We start from the raw sequence: 14,864 nt of genomic DNA, 5'->3' as shown, positions 1-14,864 counted from the left end.
ATGGCTGTTGTGTACTGCTCTACCGGCTTAGCCCTGGGAGCCGAATCCCGGGCTTGGGGGCCAGCCGCCGTTGGTACCAGGGTTACCAGGATTACCCGGGCGCTGCTGGCCTGGTTGCCCAAAGCCAGTGCCACCGCCAAACCCGGTGCCACCGCCAACGTTTGGCGTTCCGCCGAAGCCGGGGCGTCCCGACCCGTTCGCACGCCCTTGCTGGCTGTGAGGTGACGGGCCGGAAGGCTGGGACTGGCCGAATCCACCGGGCTGCTGTGCGTGCTGCTGACCGCCAGGGCGGGGAGCCCTAGGTTGCGGAGCACCCTGCTGCGGTCCACGTTGCGGCGGCGGACCGCTCGGTGGCTGCGAGCCAGGCTGGTTCTGCTGGAACGGCTGCCCCGGTTGGCCGGACTGCGGCGGTGTCTGTACGTTGTCAGCCTTTTCGGGCTTCTCGGCAGGGAATTCGACCTGGTCAAAGAGCTGCAGAGCCTGGCGGCTGATCTCCTTCGACATCTCGTCATACGCGCTGGCCTGGGCCAGCGTATCGATGGTCATGACAATCTCACCGGAATCGCGGTCCTTCTCGTTGCCCACGAAGAACCACGTGTTCTGCACCGCAAGCGGCAGAACTGCCCGGTAGCCGGACTTCTTGCCCTTGCCGGAAATGGTGCCATCGCGCTGGACCTCCACGTGGGCGGCGGTAAACGGGCTCAGCCCCATCTTTACCTTGGCATCGTTGCTGCCCAAGCGAGCAGAGCGTCCGGTGGTCTCTACCGGAACAGCGCCCTGGAACTCTTCCTTGGACACCGCGAACGGGCGACCATTGTCGGTGCGCACGAGGTTAGCACCCTCGCGGCGTACCGGGATGGTCTTCGCAAACATTCGGGGCTTTTCCGGAATACGGCCGCTAACCCACTTCATGAGGTACAAGATAGCCAGCGGAATCAGCAGCGCAAGCAACACCGCGAGGACAAAGGAGAGGCCGAAAGCGGACTTGCTCAATGGCGCGGTCATGGAACCCTGCAGCGTCAGCGGCAGCTCCATTTGCTGGTTATCCTCGGCAGACTGCAGGTTGATCACCGGATCCACGCGCAGCGGGCCATCCGCCATTTCTTCAACGCTCAACGTCACCGGGATGGTCGCCTTTTCGTCCTTGGAAAGCTCCAGCGCGGAATCCTCCGAGTTGTGCTTGGAGCTCACCGCAACGGCAGGAACTCCCGAGGGGAGCATCCCGTCAGCGGAATCCACGGTCTGGTCTGCTACCCACACCTTGCCGGGGCCGGTCACCGGGACGTCGACAGTAACTTCTTTCTCCGTCATGGTGATCGTCTGCGCCGAGCCCACCGTCGGCATATTGACCGGGGTAACCGTCAGCGGCGTTTCCGCGTTGATGGGGTCCAGCTTCGAACCCGGGCGCTCACCTGTGTCCTTAGTGGTAATTTCCACGCGGGTCACGAGCTGACCGGATGCTGCGTTTTCCACCTTCTCCAGCGGAATGTCTACTGGCTGCCCATCGGTGATGGGGGCATTGTCCACGAGGGTAACCGGAGAACCATCCTCCGGTATGAACTCCGCATGAAGGGTTCCCTGGCCCTCCAGCGCACGGGGCTCGCCGTGGCCATCGACCAACTGCCCCTTCAATACCTGGTCAGAGTTGATGCCGCCTTCTACCTTGGCGCCATCTTCCGTCTTGAGGTCCAGGTTAAGGCCCGGCACCATGACAACGGATGCGAGGTACTCGCCTTCGGTCCCCTCAGCCACTTTGTAGCCAAAAGTCCACGCGCCTGCCCAGGAATCGCCGTCCTTTTCCATCGCGATATCAACCATGCCCGGCAGCTTGTTGTTCTCCGTCACGGAGACCTTCGCACCGGCAACCTTCGTGGTATCCGGCTTGAGTTCCACGGTTTCGCCATCGGGGCCCGTCAGAGTTGGGATGAGATCGTCCTCACCCACCGAGTTCTTCGGTACTGCTGACAAACGCACAGGGGATACGGAGTCATCGAGGACGAAATCAAACTGGTCTTTGAAGTTGCCGTCCTTGGTTACACCACCCGAGGTGGGGATGAGGTTACGGAAGGCCGCGAACAGTGCTGCCGGGTCCTCACCCGCGTCGAAGAATGCACCGTTCGGCGCACCCTGGCCGCAGTCTTCCCCCTCCGCCATGCGGGTGAGCTGGCGGACCTGGTCCTGGGCTTCCGCCGCCGGAACGAGTCCCACGTTAAAGAGGCGGATATTGGAGTTACGGAAGGCGGTGACAGAGGAATTGACCTCACACAGCTTGTCCTGTGCACCCTGGAGATCGTTGGCCTCGGCGTCGGTGTAGTACTTGCCATCGGTAAAGAACACGATGCCGCGGCAGCTACTTCCTTGGTGAGACGCCAGTTCCTTTAACGCGCCTTTATAAGCCGCGCCGTAGTTGGTTTCGAGGTCCGCTACGCGGTCCTCCTTGCGGAACTTGTCCAACTCCCCCTGCAGGGCATCACCGTTTCCGGAGACATTGGTCCACCCGCCGTACTCAGCCGGATCGCTGTAATAGTCAGAACCAAAGCCAGCGAGTTTCACGTTGATGTCTGCGCCGTTATCTTCCCCGAGGTGTGCCAGCTGCTTCACGATGTCCCCCGTGGCATCGACGCGGAAGGCATCGGCGTCCGTCGGCTGAGAGCCTTCATAGCCCACCAACGACGCTGATTGGTCAAGAACAAAAAGCAGGTCCGCAGACTTCTCGCTGGCAATACAGGAGCCGAAATCGGACAGGTTCTTTTGCGAAACCTCAGAGAGCGAGGATTCGGAACCGATTCCCTCAGGGCGTTCTTCCGGCTGAGCTTCTGGGGCTTCAGGGGCCGCAGGGGCTTCCGGAGGCGGCGGAGCGTCCTGCGCTACCGCGCCTAAGCTGCCACCGAATCCAGCGATTGTCACCGCCGCGGATAGGGCAAGTGCACGAGTGAGTTTCTTCATTAGGCGCCAACCGCCTTTCCTACGTAGAAGGCGATTTCCACCGCAGCAACAATGACAAGGACAAAGCTTCCACCCATAATGACGCGGTAGAGCAAGGTTTGCGTCGTATCCTCAATATAAAAGGTCTCAGCCTGGCGCTGCGTGTTCTTCAGCGTGTACAAGCCCAAGAGGATGAAGGACACGATTCCAGCCAAGAGCCATCCCCCGATTGCCAGGCCAAAGAAAAGGCCCTCCGTCGGAGCGGCGAGCAGCGGCGCAAGAATCAACAGGATCAGCGCGATGACCGCGGATACGCCAGCGGCAATGAGCAGCGGCCACGGCCCCTTCGTTGGGCTCGTCGGTGTTGCCACCTGACGGCGGTAATCCGGCGCGGGCGAGGAATCACCGAAACCATCCGGCGAGCCCGGCGCGCCAAAGGAGCCGCCCGCGCTCGAACCGGAGTTAAAACCCGGAGAGGGCTTCTGCGCAGGATTCTGGGAAGGATTCGGGGCGCCAAAACCGCCGAAGCCCCCAGCCCCAGTGGGCGAGCCAAACCCGGAGCCAGAACTAGGTGCGGATCCTGCACCTGGCCGGTTAGCACCTTGGGGCGGGCGCCCGCCAAACTGTGGTGAGGAGCCTGGGGAACCAAACGTCATATCGATGACCTTCCCTTGTACGAAGTTGGGCCACCGGCAAACCTGGTGCCTCCCCCATCTAGCGACGCAGAAGGTAGAAGATCAGCCGGAAAGCTCTAAGGACTAGAAACCAAGGTAGTCGCACCCCCTGACACGACATGCCTGTCACGAGCCTCGGACTTCGAACGCCCCGAATCTCTTCGAGCACGCACCGCGGCACAATAGACAGGAAACGTTCAGGGAACACGAAAACACTGCAAGCAAAAGAATGCCATACTACGTGCATTTTTTCTGCCCAGTTTGCAGATTTTGATGGGCGAAGCGCTGGAACCACGGCAAAGAAACAACCCGTTCCGCTGCCTTTTCCCAAGGAACAGCCGGGCAAGGGAGTGCTCCCCACGTGAACCCAATTAAACTCCCTATTTCTAGTTCCCCTAGTTTCGTGGAAAAATGCTGTGCCATGACAACTCAATCGGCAACCGCAACCACCACAAACGGTGGCGAGAGCATCCGATTCATCCCGGTACATTCCACTTTGTACCCGTGGCTGGTCTCGGTGTTCGTCGTTACCTTCCTCATCTCGAACATCAACGCCACGAAGGGCGTCCAACTCGGCCCACTCATCACCGATGGCGCCTTCTTCCTCTTCCCTCTCGCCTACATCGTGGGCGATGTCCTCTCCGAATGCTACGGCTTCAAGTCCACCCGCCGCGCCGTCTACATCGGTTTTGCCATGGCTCTTTTGGCCGCGGTTTCCTTCTACATTGCGATCTGGCTGCCCGCGGCTGACTTCTACGAAGGCCAAGAAGCTTTCGAAGCAACCCTCGGCCTCGTGCCGCAGATTCTCGCCGCCTCCCTAGCCGGATACCTCGTGGGCCAGCTGCTCAATTCCTTCACTTTGGTGAAGATGAAGGCCCGCACCGGCGAAAAGGGCCTCATTGCCCGCCTTGTTACCTCCACCGTCGTCGGCGAATTCGGCGACACCCTGCTGTTCTGCGCCATCGCAGCACCCGTCATCGGCATCGATTCCTTCAGTGGCTTCCTGAACTACGTCATCGTGGGCTTCCTCTGGAAGACCGCCTGCGAGGTCATCATGCTTCCGCTGACCACGCTGGTTATCTCCTGGGTTAAGCGCCGCGAGGATTACGCACCTATCGACGAGGCCGAAACCTCTACGGCAACACAGCCTCAGTAGCAGCGACCCGTCCCGAATCCCCCCTTGGCACGCACTGTGCTGAGGGGGTCTATTTCTCTCTTCCCTTCACCCAACTTGCGTAATACGATGCATTCACAAGAGCAAAGGAGAATAAATGGCTGCATGTGAAGGCCGTCCGAAATCTGCTTCAGCCCGTGCAGCACTTTTGGAACGGGTCGAAGACTACTACGACCTTCAGGAACTGCGCACAGCAATGGCAGAGGATTCTGGCGAGCGGTTTAATCTTGATGAGGTATTAAAGGACATCGACGATGCATAAGCATCTACGAACTCCCCTCCTCCCCGTCCTTGGCCTAGCCACGACCCTAAGTCTTGTGGCGTGTTCGGGTACGGAAGAAGAGTCGTCGCCCGAAACGACGAGCCACGCGGCACCGGAAACGACGACGGTGAGCAGTGAGGCGTCGCCAAGCGCAGCACCCAGCACCACCCCTACCCCGCCACCACTCAATGAGGGCCCAGCACCCGCACTGACCGGCACGTTTGAGATGGAAGGCCCGGCCACCATCACGGGCGCTACCTACGATTCAATGCCCTTCGTTCTGCCCCTCAACCCCGCTGGGCCACAGGAGACCATGGTGCGCTGGGTACAAGACTGGGGTGAGTCACCCGCCACGGCAGAACAGGGCACCACCTACGTCTTGGGCCATGCCTGGGGCCAGCAGAAACTGGTATTCAACCCCTTCTCCGAGGTGGTCACCGCCAACGTCGATCTGAGCAACCCCACCACCGTGGAGGGTCTCGACGGGGCGCAGGTGCAGCGCTTTGCGACGCCCGTCCTCAACGGCTCCCACATCCGCATGACCTCTGAGGGTGGTGCGGGCCGCGAGTGGATTGTCGATAACGCTTTCCTGGTGGGCAAGGAACAGCTAGGAAGCGACGCGGACCTGATGAATACCGAGGTTCCCGGGCGCATCGTACTCATCGCCTGTGCGGTAGACGGCGCAACAGACTTGGAGTACAACGTCATCGTCACCGGTCACTTGGCGTAATAGCGCCCCAGGAATTCATCGCGGTAGGCCTCGTAATAGCCGCCGTCGATCGACGCCCGGATGTTATCCACCAAGCGGATCATGAACTCCAGGTTGTGGATGGTGCACAGCGTGCCCGCCAGGAATTCCTTGGCCTTGAGCAGGTGGTGGATGTAGGCGCGGGAGTAGTTCTCCGAGACGTAACCGCCGAATTCCTCGTCCACGCCAGCAAAGTCCCGCTTGAAGCGCGCATTGGTGAGGTTCAGGCGCCCGTCCAGGGTGTAGACGCCACCGCGGCGCGCCAGGCGGGTCGGCGCCACGCAGTCGAAGGTATCCGCACCCGCCTCCACCGCGGTGAACAAGTCATCCGGTTCGGAAATGCCCAGCAGGTGCCGGGGCTTATCGACGGGCAGCTCATCGCACACCCAGCCCACAATCGTTCCCAGGTTCTCCTTCTCCAACGCGCCACCGATGCCGAAGCCACCGAATCCGCGACGGCCATTCGCCTCGGCGTGATCGGAAAGCTCCACCAGCCCGCGCGCGGCCTGGCGCCGCAGGTCCTCGTATTGCGCGCCCTGCACCACGCCCCACAGGGACTGGCGCGGTTTCTGCGGACCGCGAGCAAGCGTCAAGCGGTCGTGCTCATCCAGGCAGCGCTGCGCCCAGCGGCGCGTGCGCTCCACGGATTCCTCCTGGTACGTGCGGGTATCCACCAGGGTGGTGAGCTCATCGAAGGCAAACATGATGTCCGCGCCCAGGCCATGCTGGATCTGCATGGAGACCTCCGGGGTAAAGCGGTGGGAGGAGCCGTCGATGATGGATTTAAAGTCCACGCCGTCCTCATCCACCTGTGCCATGCGTTCCTTCTTGGCCGCACGAATATCAGAATCCGTCAGCTCCGCCACGTCCATGGCCAACACCTTCTTGAAACCCACGCCGAGGGACATGACCTGGAATCCGCCCGAGTCGGTGTAGGTCGGCCCATGCCAGTTCTCGAAGGTAGCCACGCCACCAGCCTCATCCACGATGTCGTGGCCCGGCTGCAGGTAGAGGTGATAGGCGTTGGACAGGATGGCTTGGGCGCCGGTGGCCCGGATCTGTTCCGGGGTCAGCGTTTTCACAGTGGCCTTGGTGGCCACCGGGATGAAGGCCGGGGTTTGGATATCACCGTGCGGGGTATGGATAACGCCGGTGCGGCCGTGCTTTCCCGGTTGTGCTGGACCGCTCAAGTCCAGCTCCTTCTTCACGTCGAAGGAAAGATCGGTCTCAAGCTGCGGCTTAGGGTGAGTCATAGGGAACTATTCTACGGGCTGCGCTGCCTTATCCTCTGCTTCACGGGATGCTGCCGCGTGTTTGCGCTCCCATTCTTCCTCGAGTGCGGTGCCCTCGATGTCCAGCTGCGGGATCAGCTTGTCCAGCCACTTCGGCATCCACCAGGTGGTGTGCCCCATGAGGAACATCGTGGCGGGGACAAGCGACATGCGGACTAAGAAGGCGTCGAAAAGCACGCCCGCTGCCAGCGCGAAGCCGAAGATCTGGATGAAGGGCAGGGGCTGGCTGATGAACGCCACGAAGACGGAAATCATGATGATGGCCGCAGCTGTAACCACGCGGGCACCGGCGGTAAAGCCGGCGATGGTGGCCTCGTCGTTGGCGTTGTATTTGCTGTACTGCCCGCCGCTGCCCTGCGGGAAGCGGGAGAAGTGCTCGCGCATGCGGGTCACCAGGAAGACCTGATAGTCCATGGCCAGGCCGAAGGTCACGCCGATGAGGAAAATGGGCATGAAGGAAATCAGCGGGCCCGGCGCGGGCACCAGGCCGGTGAGGCCGTCCTGCCACACAAGCACGGTCAGGCCGAAGGCGCCGCCGACGGAAAGCAGGAAGCCCAGGCCCGCGACCAACGGCACCAAGACGGAGCGGAATACCGCCAAGAGCAGGATAATGGCCAGGCCCACAACGATGGCGAGGTACGGCCCCATGGCCCCTTCAAGGCGCTCGGTGATATCGAGCTGCACCGCGGTCAGGCCCGTCATGCCGATCTCGGCGCCGGTGGCATCCTCCAGCTCCGCGCTAGCAGTACGCAAGGCGGAGGCGGTGCCAATCGTGGCCTCGTCGGTCGGCGCCGTGGTGGGGCTGACCATGATCTGCGCGGACTTCATGTCTTTGCTCACGCCGACGAGCTGGGCGTGCTTAACGCCGCCCACCTGGTTGAGGCGCTGCACGGAATAGATGAAGGAAGAAAGAGCAGCCTTCTTCTGCTCATCTTCTTCGCCTTCTTGGCCCTGGATATAGGGCTGCAGTGCCGCGGATTCCGGGTTGGCATTGGCGCCATCCACGATCACCAGGAAGGGGCCGTTGATGCCGGGGCCAAAGCCTTCGGAGAGCAGGTCCGCTGCCTTGCGCTGGGTGGTATCCGGGTTGGAGGTGGTATCCGCCGGCAGGGCCAGCTCCATGTGCAGGACCGGGGCGGTCAAAGCTCCGAGGCCGAGCACCACCAAGGCCATGACGATGCCAGGGGCGCGCTGCACCGTGCGCACCCAACGGTTGCCCATCGTTGCTTTCGTGCGGCGCGGGCGGCGCTTCGTGGGGTTGCCTGCCACGCCGGGGATGCGCCCGGCGAAGGCCTTATCACCGAGCAGGCCCAGCATCGCAGGCACCAAGGTCAGCGCCACGAGCACTGCCATGAAGACTGTACCCGCAGCGGCCAAGCCCATGGCAGTGAGGAAGCTAATGCGCGCCACGAGCAGAGCGAAGAGCGCGATGAAGACCGTCGCGCCGGCAAAGACAACCGAGGAACCCGCTGTGCCAACGGCCATGCCGGCGGCATCCGGCCCATCCATGCGGGAGCGCTCCTGCCGGTAGCGCGACATGATGAACAGCGCATAGTCGATGCCCACGGCCAGGCCAATCATGACGGCCAGCACCGGGGTGAGGTTGTTGAGCTCAATCCAGTGGGTAGCGATCATGACACCCATCGCACCCAGGCCCACGCCCACGACCGCAGAGATAAGTGGCATGCCCGCGGAGGCCAGCGAACCAAAAGTAATAATGAGAACGATAAACGCCACGGCCAGGCCGATGACCTCAGAAATCGAATTGACCTGGATCTCATCACCGAAGCCCGCGCCGCCGGCCTCTACTTCCAGCCCCGCCGCGCGGCCGATATCCATGGCCTCATGGACCACGTCTTTATCCGCGGGGTCCACCGAATAGGGGCTTTCCGCATCAAAGTCGAAGGTGGTGTAGGCAATCGTCTCATCGGCATTGACCATGGCCAGGTTGTCGGCATCCGCCCGCGCGGTCTCCTCCGGCAAACCCATGGAGGTGAACTGCTCGATGACCTGCTGCTGAAGTGCTGGCGATACGTCGAGCGGGTTACCCCAGCGCTGCTGGCTGCCCTCTGGGATATCAAGGCCTTCAGCAATGTGGTGCACCACATCCTCGACAGCTTCTTTGTTCTGCGGATCGCTGAGCTTCTGCCCTTCCGGGGCCTTGAAGACGAGGTTGACCGACGGCGCATTGGCCGGGTTACCGTTCTCGGGGAAGAGCTCCACCGCGCGGCGGGTGGCATCAATAGCGGGCGTGCCGCTGATGGAGTACTCCGTGGTCATCGGCTTCATCAAACTCAAGGTCGCTCCGCCTGCAGCCGCCACGATGAAGATCCAGGCGATGATGACCTTCCATCGGTTGATGTAAGACCAGCGGCCTAGGTGGTAAAGCAGCTTTGCCACGGAAATTCCCCTTCACATGCGCGATTATTGCTCGCGGAAGCTTTGGTGGTGGACATGAATGTGCACCAGTTTAACCAGTTGGGCTGTGAAGCCCTAACGGTATCGCACGCCCAGCTGGGCACCAGGATGAGATGAAAGCGCCGCGAAAAGAATCATTCCAAGCGGGGTACCGGCAGTAAAGACCAGCAGATCCTTCGCAGCGAACTGGTGCACTAGACCATCATCCCCCAAAGTCTTTCCTAGGAAATCCCAAGCAATACTAACTACAGTCCCAAGACCAAGGGCTTTCCGTCCGCTTAGATGAAGACATCGCATGAGCAAACGACAAGCCGCTTAAGCCAGTTCAACGGGAGTAGGTATATCTTGACCTCGTTAGAGGACCACCACCTTCGGTTTGATCCTGTCATCTCCAGAACCCTAAGTTTGACGGGCGATTCATCGAAATTGGAAGTGATGGCTAAGACATTCCTCGCGGTGTCTGCTCCATTCCTCGAAGAGATTCCTCCGGAAATCATTAATCGACTTAGAGAATCCGAGTTCTCCAAAAATCTCGAGAGCGCGGAGCGATGGCTCAAGGCGAGTGATGAGAGAACCCATCAAGCACAAATAGACCAAGAACCAGATGAATTGATTATCCACTATGGCAAGGTATCTGCCCTTGCAGAGGCTGCTTGCTGCATTGACCCATCCAATGTGGACAAACAAAATTTGTTCTACTTCTTGATGAGCCTGAGCTCGGTGGTCGTCGATCCACAAGTAATCATGGCTAGACAATTCAATGAGGCCTAAGCTCGCACATAGCCAATTGCACACCTGCGATGTGTACCTACTTCATTACAAAGGAACAGCACCCTCAGCCATATCTGCAGTACGTGGCGAACGCGCCACGGGCAAGAACGACGCAACGGCTGCGACTACCAACGCAGCTGCCAAGGCAACCGCCGCAACACCAGGATGAGAAGAAAGTGCCGCGAAAAGAATCATTCCAAGCGGGGTACCGGCGGTAAAGACCAGCTGATCCTTTGTAGCGAACTGGTGCACCAGACCATCATCCCCCAAAGACTGCCCGAGAGAATCCCACGCAATGCCTGCCGCAGTCATCAACAAGGACGCAGCAGCACCAACTGCGGCGATGAGCACGAAGACAGAGGAGAATGCCAAAGCCAGGATCTGCCCGGCCAGAAGAATCAGCATCAGGATTTGCAAGGTGCTAAAACGCACCCGATCTAATGCCTTCAGAATTGTTGCGGCTGAGCCAAGCAGCGAACCGACCGCAAGCGCAGTTGCCATAAACCCCCACGACTTTTCGTCGAAAGTATTCATAATCCATGTAGGTCCAGCACTTCCCAGGAAGCCGTTGACAACTGCCGCGACCAGCCAGGTGCCGAGCCCTACCCGCACCCAGCTCGGGAGCGTTGGAGACGTAAGAGGCTCGTTCGGACTCGATGAACCTGCGCTGTCCGGTCCTGGTTCAGCCGCGGCGCTATTAGAGTTTTCGCCTGCTGGTTCTCTGCGTACTGAGAGAAACGGAAGAACAAAGAGCATGGCTACGAGGAAAGTGGCGCCGTCGATAAGCAATACCGTGTTAAATCCCAAGGTGAGCACTGCCGCTGTACCGATGAGGGGGCCGGCGATAAACAGCACATCACCGAGCATCGACAGGGTTCCGTTGACGCGGGTGCGCTGCTCATCGGAAAACAGCTGCGACAAGAGGCTAAACCTTGCTGGCCCAAAGAATGACGAGGCACAACCGTACACGCAGCTTGAGAGCGCGAACGCAGCAATGGAATCGCCACGAGCAACCACCCACGCCACGAGTCCCCACTGCGCCAACATCCGAACGACATCACTACCCAGCATCCAGGTCACTGGCCGGTGTGGTGGCGGCAGCTTTCGGACCACTAAAGAACTGACGAAGCGGCCCGCCCACAGCGCGATAAGCACCACCGTCAAGCCGCGCCCCGACGGATCTACTCGGTGTGCTTGCAGTGCAAAAGCAATCGGGATGAGGCCGTCACCCAACCCGGAAACGACAGCTGCTGCGAAGACAAGCGAGAACGTAGATCTGAAAGAAAGACTATTCATCAACCTCAACATCTTATAGTGTTACACATCATAGTATTCCCGCATAGAGAGTCAGGACACCCCCTGCCCCACCAGAGTTTTATCCGCTGAAGTGCTCTAGGAGACCCCCATGTCTACTTTCGTCATCGTTGCCATCGCGGCCATCCTTCTCATTTCTATCCCAGCAGGCATGATGAGCCGGCGGATTCACAAACGCACGGAAGACCACGACCCCGAGGCACGCCAAGCCGCGCTAGATTTCCAAAGAGATGTTGATAGAGGGCGGGCCGGCTTCTAAAACACAAAAAGACCGGCACCCCAGAGCTAAAAACTGGAGTGCCGGATCTGGCGGTGGCGGCGGGATTTGAACCCGCGGTTGGGGGTTACCCAACAATCGCTTTCGAGGCGATCACCTTCGGCCGCTCGGACACGCCACCGCGTTCCAGATTACGGGAGTCATCCCGAGCGACAAAATCGCTGCCCACACCACGCGGCGCGGACAGCGATTCAGCTAGATGAGGCTAGGAATTAGTCCTTGAGGTTACCGATAACCTCGGTGGCCTTATCCTTGACGCCCTCAACGGCGTCGGAAGCCTTCTGCTTAGCCTCGGAGGTGACCTGGTCGGCCTTGCCCTCGTTCTCCAGCTTCTCGTTATCGGTCAGGCCGCCAGCGGCTTCCTTAGCCTTGCCAACGAACTCGTCCTTCTTGTTCTCGAAATCACCCATGGTTTTCTCCTTACTCTCTACTTCTCTCACGTGGGACTCTCTACTTCTCTCACGTGGGCCACCAAGCCTACACCCGAACTGGAAGGCGGCTCCGGGGCCACTAACCCGCTCAGGGGCTAAGCGCCGCTGCCGCGAAGACCCCCGAAGAAGCCCGTGAGCAGCTCCGCGCACTCCTCCTCCAGCACGCCGCCGCGTACCTCGGGAACGTGGAGGGCACCGGGGGCGCGGAGGACGTCGACAAGCGAACCGCACGCCCCCGTCTTCGGCTCAAAGGCACCAAAGACTACCGAAGACACCCGGGAAGCCTGAATCGCGCCAGCGCACATCGCGCAGGGCTCCAAGGTGACAACCAGCTCGCAGCCTTCCAGCCGCCAGCCATCGCCATACACTCGCACCGCTTGGCGGATGGCTTCCACCTCTGCGTGTACTGTTGGGTCATCCAGCTGTTCGCGGCGATTAACGCCGGTGGCGAGTTCGTTGCCGGAGGCGTCGTAAAGCACGGCACCCACAGGGATATCCCCCGCCGGCGTCGTGCGCGCGACCTCTAAGGCGCGGCGCATGCGGGCCTCCGCGCGCACCAGCCCCTCCGCTGGTTTAAGAATCATCCGAGTCAAGGCCGTCGATGAAATCCTCTAGCTCATCGCCAAAGCCCAGCTCGCCGGCGATGCGCAGGAGCATGTCAGAAGGCCAGTCCTCATCGTTATCGATGATGTAGCCCAACTGGTTCTCATCGAGGCCGAGGTCAGCGAAGATATCGAAATCGCCGTCACCGTAGGGGTCGGCGTCCTCCCACTCGTCCTCGTCCAAATCCGGGATATCGATATCGCGCAAGTCCAGGAAATCCGCGGCGAAGTCGTCTTCGGAGGCGTAGGTGGCGTCGGAAAGCAGCATGCGCACATCCCCCGGAACCGGGCGCACGACGACGAAATAATCATCTTCCACGCACAGCAGCGCGAATGCCGCCCCCTCGGAACGCAGGTTGCGCACCGCTTTGATGGAGGTGTTGACGTCGGTGAAGTCATCCTTGAAAGGGCGAATCACCCAGCCGCCTTCGGCACTGGCAACGGTGATGGCAAAGGACAGATCGTCGTGGCTCATACCTCGTCAGATTAGTCGGGTTGTGCCACAATTGTCACCGTGAGTTCTCAAGATGTTCAACGCCCCGTCTGCATTATCGGCCTCGGTCTCATTGGAGGTTCCCTCCTGCGTGACCTAGCTGCTGCACGCCATTCCGTGTACGGCTACAACCACTCCACCTCTGGTGCCCGAACGGCCATTAAACAGGGCTACGACGTCACCGATGATCTGCCGGCCATCCTGCACCGGGCAGAGGAAGACAACGCTCTTATCGTCGTCGCGGTGCCCATGGATGCGGTTGCCTCGGTCCTCGACTCCATTCAGGAACACGCCCCGAGCTGCGGCTTGACGGACGTGGTCTCGGTCAAGACCGAGGTGCGCCAGCTCATTGTGCAGCGCAACATGGAGTCGCGCTATGTGGGCGGCCACCCCATGGCCGGGACCTCCAAGTCCGGCTGGGAGAACTCCCACACCGGGCTGTTCAACCGCGCTGCCTGGGTTATCACCTATGACTATGCCGCCGAGTGCGAGGCGCGCGGCGAGCGCATCCCCGCCGAGTGGGAGAACATTTTTGCGGACGTGGTCCGCATGACCCAGATGGTTCACGCGGAGGCAGTTCCGGTGCGCGTGGCTAACCACGATGCCGCGGTCGCCCGCATCTCGCACCTGCCGCACGTGTTGGCGGAGACCCTCGCGGTGGTCGGCGATAATGGCGGCATCCTGGCCCAATCCTTGGCGGCTGGCTCCTTCAAGGACGGCACCCGCGTGGCGGGTACTCGCCCGGACCTGGTGCGCCAGATGTGCGAGACCAACTCGACTGCGCTGGTCCAGGCCCTCGACGAAGCCCTTGAGTTGCTGCAGGATGCGCGCGAATCGCTGGCCTCGGATCAGCCTTCCATCGCCGCGCTTGCCGACGCTGGCTTCCGCGCCCGCACCCGCATCGAAGCCCGCTCCGGTGCTCGCAAGGAATCGGTCTCCCCGGTGAAGATCTCCTCCCGCCCGGTCTTGCGCATGCACCCGGGTGCGCCGAACTGGGTGGCACAGCTGCGCCAAACGGAGTCTTTGGGCGGACGCATCGAAATTTTCTAACCCGTTGGCGAGCTTCCAGCCCTGACCTTCTGCTCTAGCAGGCGGTTCTCAACGGGTTCCCCTCACCTGGTTCCAGTCAAAAGGTTTCTTTGCCCCCAAACGAACCTTCTACCTGGTTAAAGATGGTTTACTTGCCCCAGAGGAACCTTTTGACTAGGGACTTCTGAGTGAAGCCTTTTGTGGGGCGCCATTTGGTGACGGGCTGTGAAGCGGCGTGGGGCTACGTGGGACGCTTAGTCGCGGAAGGTGTCGTCACGGCGCTTGCGGGCTTGGGACTCATCGCGCGTGATGCCGAGCAGCGGGTAACCCGCTAGGCCCACCACGAGGCCCACCGGCAACAACCACAGCATGCCGGAGGCCAGCCACAGCACCACACCAAGGATGGCGCCGGCAATCAGACACGGAACGAGTTTCTCCTTCATGGAGAAACAGC

At 60.7% G+C, this 14,864-nt stretch carries 15 protein-coding genes and 1 tRNA gene; 6 read left to right on the top strand and 10 right to left on the bottom strand.

The annotated features are described in order from the left end of the window. Positions 1 to 27 precede the first annotated feature (27 nt). Both HMPREF2967_RS05785 and HMPREF2967_RS13420 read right to left on the bottom strand, forming a co-directional pair. Entirely contained in the window at positions 28 to 2,946 is a 2,919-nt protein-coding gene (locus HMPREF2967_RS05785; protein WP_070685430.1) for a VWA domain-containing protein, read from the bottom strand. Next, positions 2,946 to 3,581, bottom strand: coding sequence for a hypothetical protein (locus tag HMPREF2967_RS13420; protein WP_232770683.1), 636 nt, complete (start codon positions 3,579 to 3,581; stop codon positions 2,946 to 2,948). The genes HMPREF2967_RS05785 and HMPREF2967_RS13420 overlap by 1 nt, the downstream gene beginning before the upstream one ends. A gap of 439 nt (positions 3,582 to 4,020) precedes the next feature. Between HMPREF2967_RS13420 and HMPREF2967_RS05775 the strand changes: the two genes are divergently transcribed. From HMPREF2967_RS05775 to HMPREF2967_RS05770, 3 genes are all read left to right on the top strand, one after another. After that, positions 4,021 to 4,755 (top strand): queuosine precursor transporter, encoded by a 735-nt coding sequence (locus tag HMPREF2967_RS05775; protein WP_070685428.1) that lies wholly within the window; start codon positions 4,021 to 4,023, stop codon positions 4,753 to 4,755. Positions 4,756 to 4,870: 115 nt separating this feature from the next. Next, entirely contained in the window at positions 4,871 to 5,035 is a 165-nt protein-coding gene (locus HMPREF2967_RS13090) for a DUF6290 family protein (RefSeq protein ID WP_154762325.1), read from the top strand. Then, entirely contained in the window at positions 5,028 to 5,765 is a 738-nt protein-coding gene (locus tag HMPREF2967_RS05770; RefSeq protein ID WP_070685426.1) for a sortase family protein, read from the top strand. Before HMPREF2967_RS13090 ends, HMPREF2967_RS05770 begins: the two co-directional genes overlap by 8 nt. Here the strand turns inward: HMPREF2967_RS05770 and tgt are convergent. Both tgt and HMPREF2967_RS05760 read right to left on the bottom strand, forming a co-directional pair. Continuing rightward, a complete protein-coding gene (gene tgt / locus HMPREF2967_RS05765) occupies positions 5,753 to 7,036 on the bottom strand; it encodes a tRNA guanosine(34) transglycosylase Tgt (protein WP_070685423.1) in 1,284 nt (427 codons plus the stop codon). The two genes, HMPREF2967_RS05770 and tgt, sit on opposite strands and share 13 nt — an antisense overlap. Positions 7,037 to 7,042: 6 nt before the next feature. Beyond that, on the bottom strand, positions 7,043 to 9,475 hold the full coding sequence (locus tag HMPREF2967_RS05760) for an MMPL family transporter (protein ID WP_070685420.1): 2,433 nt from the start codon (positions 9,473 to 9,475) through the stop codon (positions 7,043 to 7,045). A gap of 453 nt (positions 9,476 to 9,928) precedes the next feature. On the opposite strand from HMPREF2967_RS05760, the gene HMPREF2967_RS05755 reads away from it, so the two are divergent. Continuing rightward, positions 9,929 to 10,264, top strand: coding sequence for a hypothetical protein (locus tag HMPREF2967_RS05755; RefSeq protein ID WP_070564224.1), 336 nt, complete (start codon positions 9,929 to 9,931; stop codon positions 10,262 to 10,264). A gap of 45 nt (positions 10,265 to 10,309) precedes the next feature. Here HMPREF2967_RS05755 and HMPREF2967_RS05750 read toward each other — a convergent pair whose 3' ends face one another. Beyond that, on the bottom strand, positions 10,310 to 11,560 hold the full coding sequence (locus tag HMPREF2967_RS05750; protein WP_070685416.1) for an MFS transporter: 1,251 nt from the start codon (positions 11,558 to 11,560) through the stop codon (positions 10,310 to 10,312). 109 nt (positions 11,561 to 11,669) lie between these two features. Between HMPREF2967_RS05750 and HMPREF2967_RS13240 the strand changes: the two genes are divergently transcribed. Next, positions 11,670 to 11,837 (top strand): hypothetical protein, encoded by a 168-nt coding sequence (locus HMPREF2967_RS13240; protein ID WP_167595823.1) that lies wholly within the window; start codon positions 11,670 to 11,672, stop codon positions 11,835 to 11,837. 48 nt (positions 11,838 to 11,885) lie between these two features. Here HMPREF2967_RS13240 and HMPREF2967_RS05745 read toward each other — a convergent pair. The 4 genes from HMPREF2967_RS05745 to HMPREF2967_RS05730 form a co-directional block, all read right to left on the bottom strand. Then, positions 11,886 to 11,976 (bottom strand) — tRNA-Ser (locus HMPREF2967_RS05745). A 91-nt stretch (positions 11,977 to 12,067) separates the two neighbouring features. Then, entirely contained in the window at positions 12,068 to 12,265 is a 198-nt protein-coding gene (locus HMPREF2967_RS05740; protein WP_070533853.1) for a CsbD family protein, read from the bottom strand. Between the two features lie 116 nt (positions 12,266 to 12,381). Then, the gene (locus HMPREF2967_RS05735; RefSeq protein ID WP_070524629.1) at positions 12,382 to 12,825 is read right to left on the bottom strand and encodes a nucleoside deaminase; all 444 of its coding nucleotides are present in this window, start codon (positions 12,823 to 12,825) and stop codon (positions 12,382 to 12,384) included. Positions 12,826 to 12,859: 34 nt separating this feature from the next. After that, positions 12,860 to 13,363: a tRNA adenosine deaminase-associated protein gene (locus tag HMPREF2967_RS05730; RefSeq protein WP_070524567.1), complete on the bottom strand. Its 504-nt coding sequence runs from the start codon at positions 13,361 to 13,363 to the stop codon at positions 12,860 to 12,862. 39 nt (positions 13,364 to 13,402) lie between these two features. Here HMPREF2967_RS05730 and HMPREF2967_RS05725 point away from each other — a divergent pair, with 39 nt between their 5' ends. Continuing rightward, entirely contained in the window at positions 13,403 to 14,431 is a 1,029-nt protein-coding gene (locus tag HMPREF2967_RS05725; RefSeq protein ID WP_070562488.1) for a prephenate dehydrogenase, read from the top strand. A gap of 233 nt (positions 14,432 to 14,664) precedes the next feature. Here the strand turns inward: HMPREF2967_RS05725 and HMPREF2967_RS05720 are convergent, their stop codons facing one another. Next, the gene (locus HMPREF2967_RS05720; protein WP_070533857.1) at positions 14,665 to 14,853 is read right to left on the bottom strand and encodes a hypothetical protein; all 189 of its coding nucleotides are present in this window, start codon (positions 14,851 to 14,853) and stop codon (positions 14,665 to 14,667) included. Between the last annotated feature and the right edge of the window lie 11 nt (positions 14,854 to 14,864).

The organism is Corynebacterium sp. HMSC059E07, from assembly GCF_001814395.1.
Taxonomy (GTDB): domain Bacteria; phylum Actinomycetota; class Actinomycetes; order Mycobacteriales; family Mycobacteriaceae; genus Corynebacterium; species Corynebacterium hesseae.
The sequence above is the reverse complement of the archived record's forward strand: the minus strand, read 5'-3'. Positions and strand labels throughout refer to the sequence as shown.

Bases quoted from the DNA above. Each gene is read 5' to 3' on its own strand.
- HMPREF2967_RS05785 (WP_070685430.1), bottom strand. From the start codon at position 2,946: ATGAAGAAACTCACTCGTGCACTTGCCCTATCCGCGGCGGTGACAATC.
- HMPREF2967_RS13420 (WP_232770683.1), bottom strand. From the start codon at position 3,581: ATGACGTTTGGTTCCCCAGGCTCCTCACCACAGTTTGGCGGGCGCCCG.
- HMPREF2967_RS05775 (WP_070685428.1), top strand. From the start codon at position 4,021: ATGACAACTCAATCGGCAACCGCAACCACCACAAACGGTGGCGAGAGC.
- HMPREF2967_RS13090 (WP_154762325.1), top strand. From the start codon at position 4,871: ATGGCTGCATGTGAAGGCCGTCCGAAATCTGCTTCAGCCCGTGCAGCA.
- HMPREF2967_RS05770 (WP_070685426.1), top strand. From the start codon at position 5,028: ATGCATAAGCATCTACGAACTCCCCTCCTCCCCGTCCTTGGCCTAGCC.
- tgt (WP_070685423.1), bottom strand. From the start codon at position 7,036: ATGACTCACCCTAAGCCGCAGCTTGAGACCGATCTTTCCTTCGACGTG.
- HMPREF2967_RS05755 (WP_070564224.1), top strand. From the start codon at position 9,929: ATGGCTAAGACATTCCTCGCGGTGTCTGCTCCATTCCTCGAAGAGATT.
- HMPREF2967_RS05750 (WP_070685416.1), bottom strand. From the start codon at position 11,560: ATGAATAGTCTTTCTTTCAGATCTACGTTCTCGCTTGTCTTCGCAGCA.
- HMPREF2967_RS13240 (WP_167595823.1), top strand. From the start codon at position 11,670: ATGTCTACTTTCGTCATCGTTGCCATCGCGGCCATCCTTCTCATTTCT.
- HMPREF2967_RS05740 (WP_070533853.1), bottom strand. From the start codon at position 12,265: ATGGGTGATTTCGAGAACAAGAAGGACGAGTTCGTTGGCAAGGCTAAG.
- HMPREF2967_RS05735 (WP_070524629.1), bottom strand. From the start codon at position 12,825: ATGCGCCGCGCCTTAGAGGTCGCGCGCACGACGCCGGCGGGGGATATC.
- HMPREF2967_RS05730 (WP_070524567.1), bottom strand. From the start codon at position 13,363: ATGAGCCACGACGATCTGTCCTTTGCCATCACCGTTGCCAGTGCCGAA.
- HMPREF2967_RS05720 (WP_070533857.1), bottom strand. From the start codon at position 14,853: ATGAAGGAGAAACTCGTTCCGTGTCTGATTGCCGGCGCCATCCTTGGT.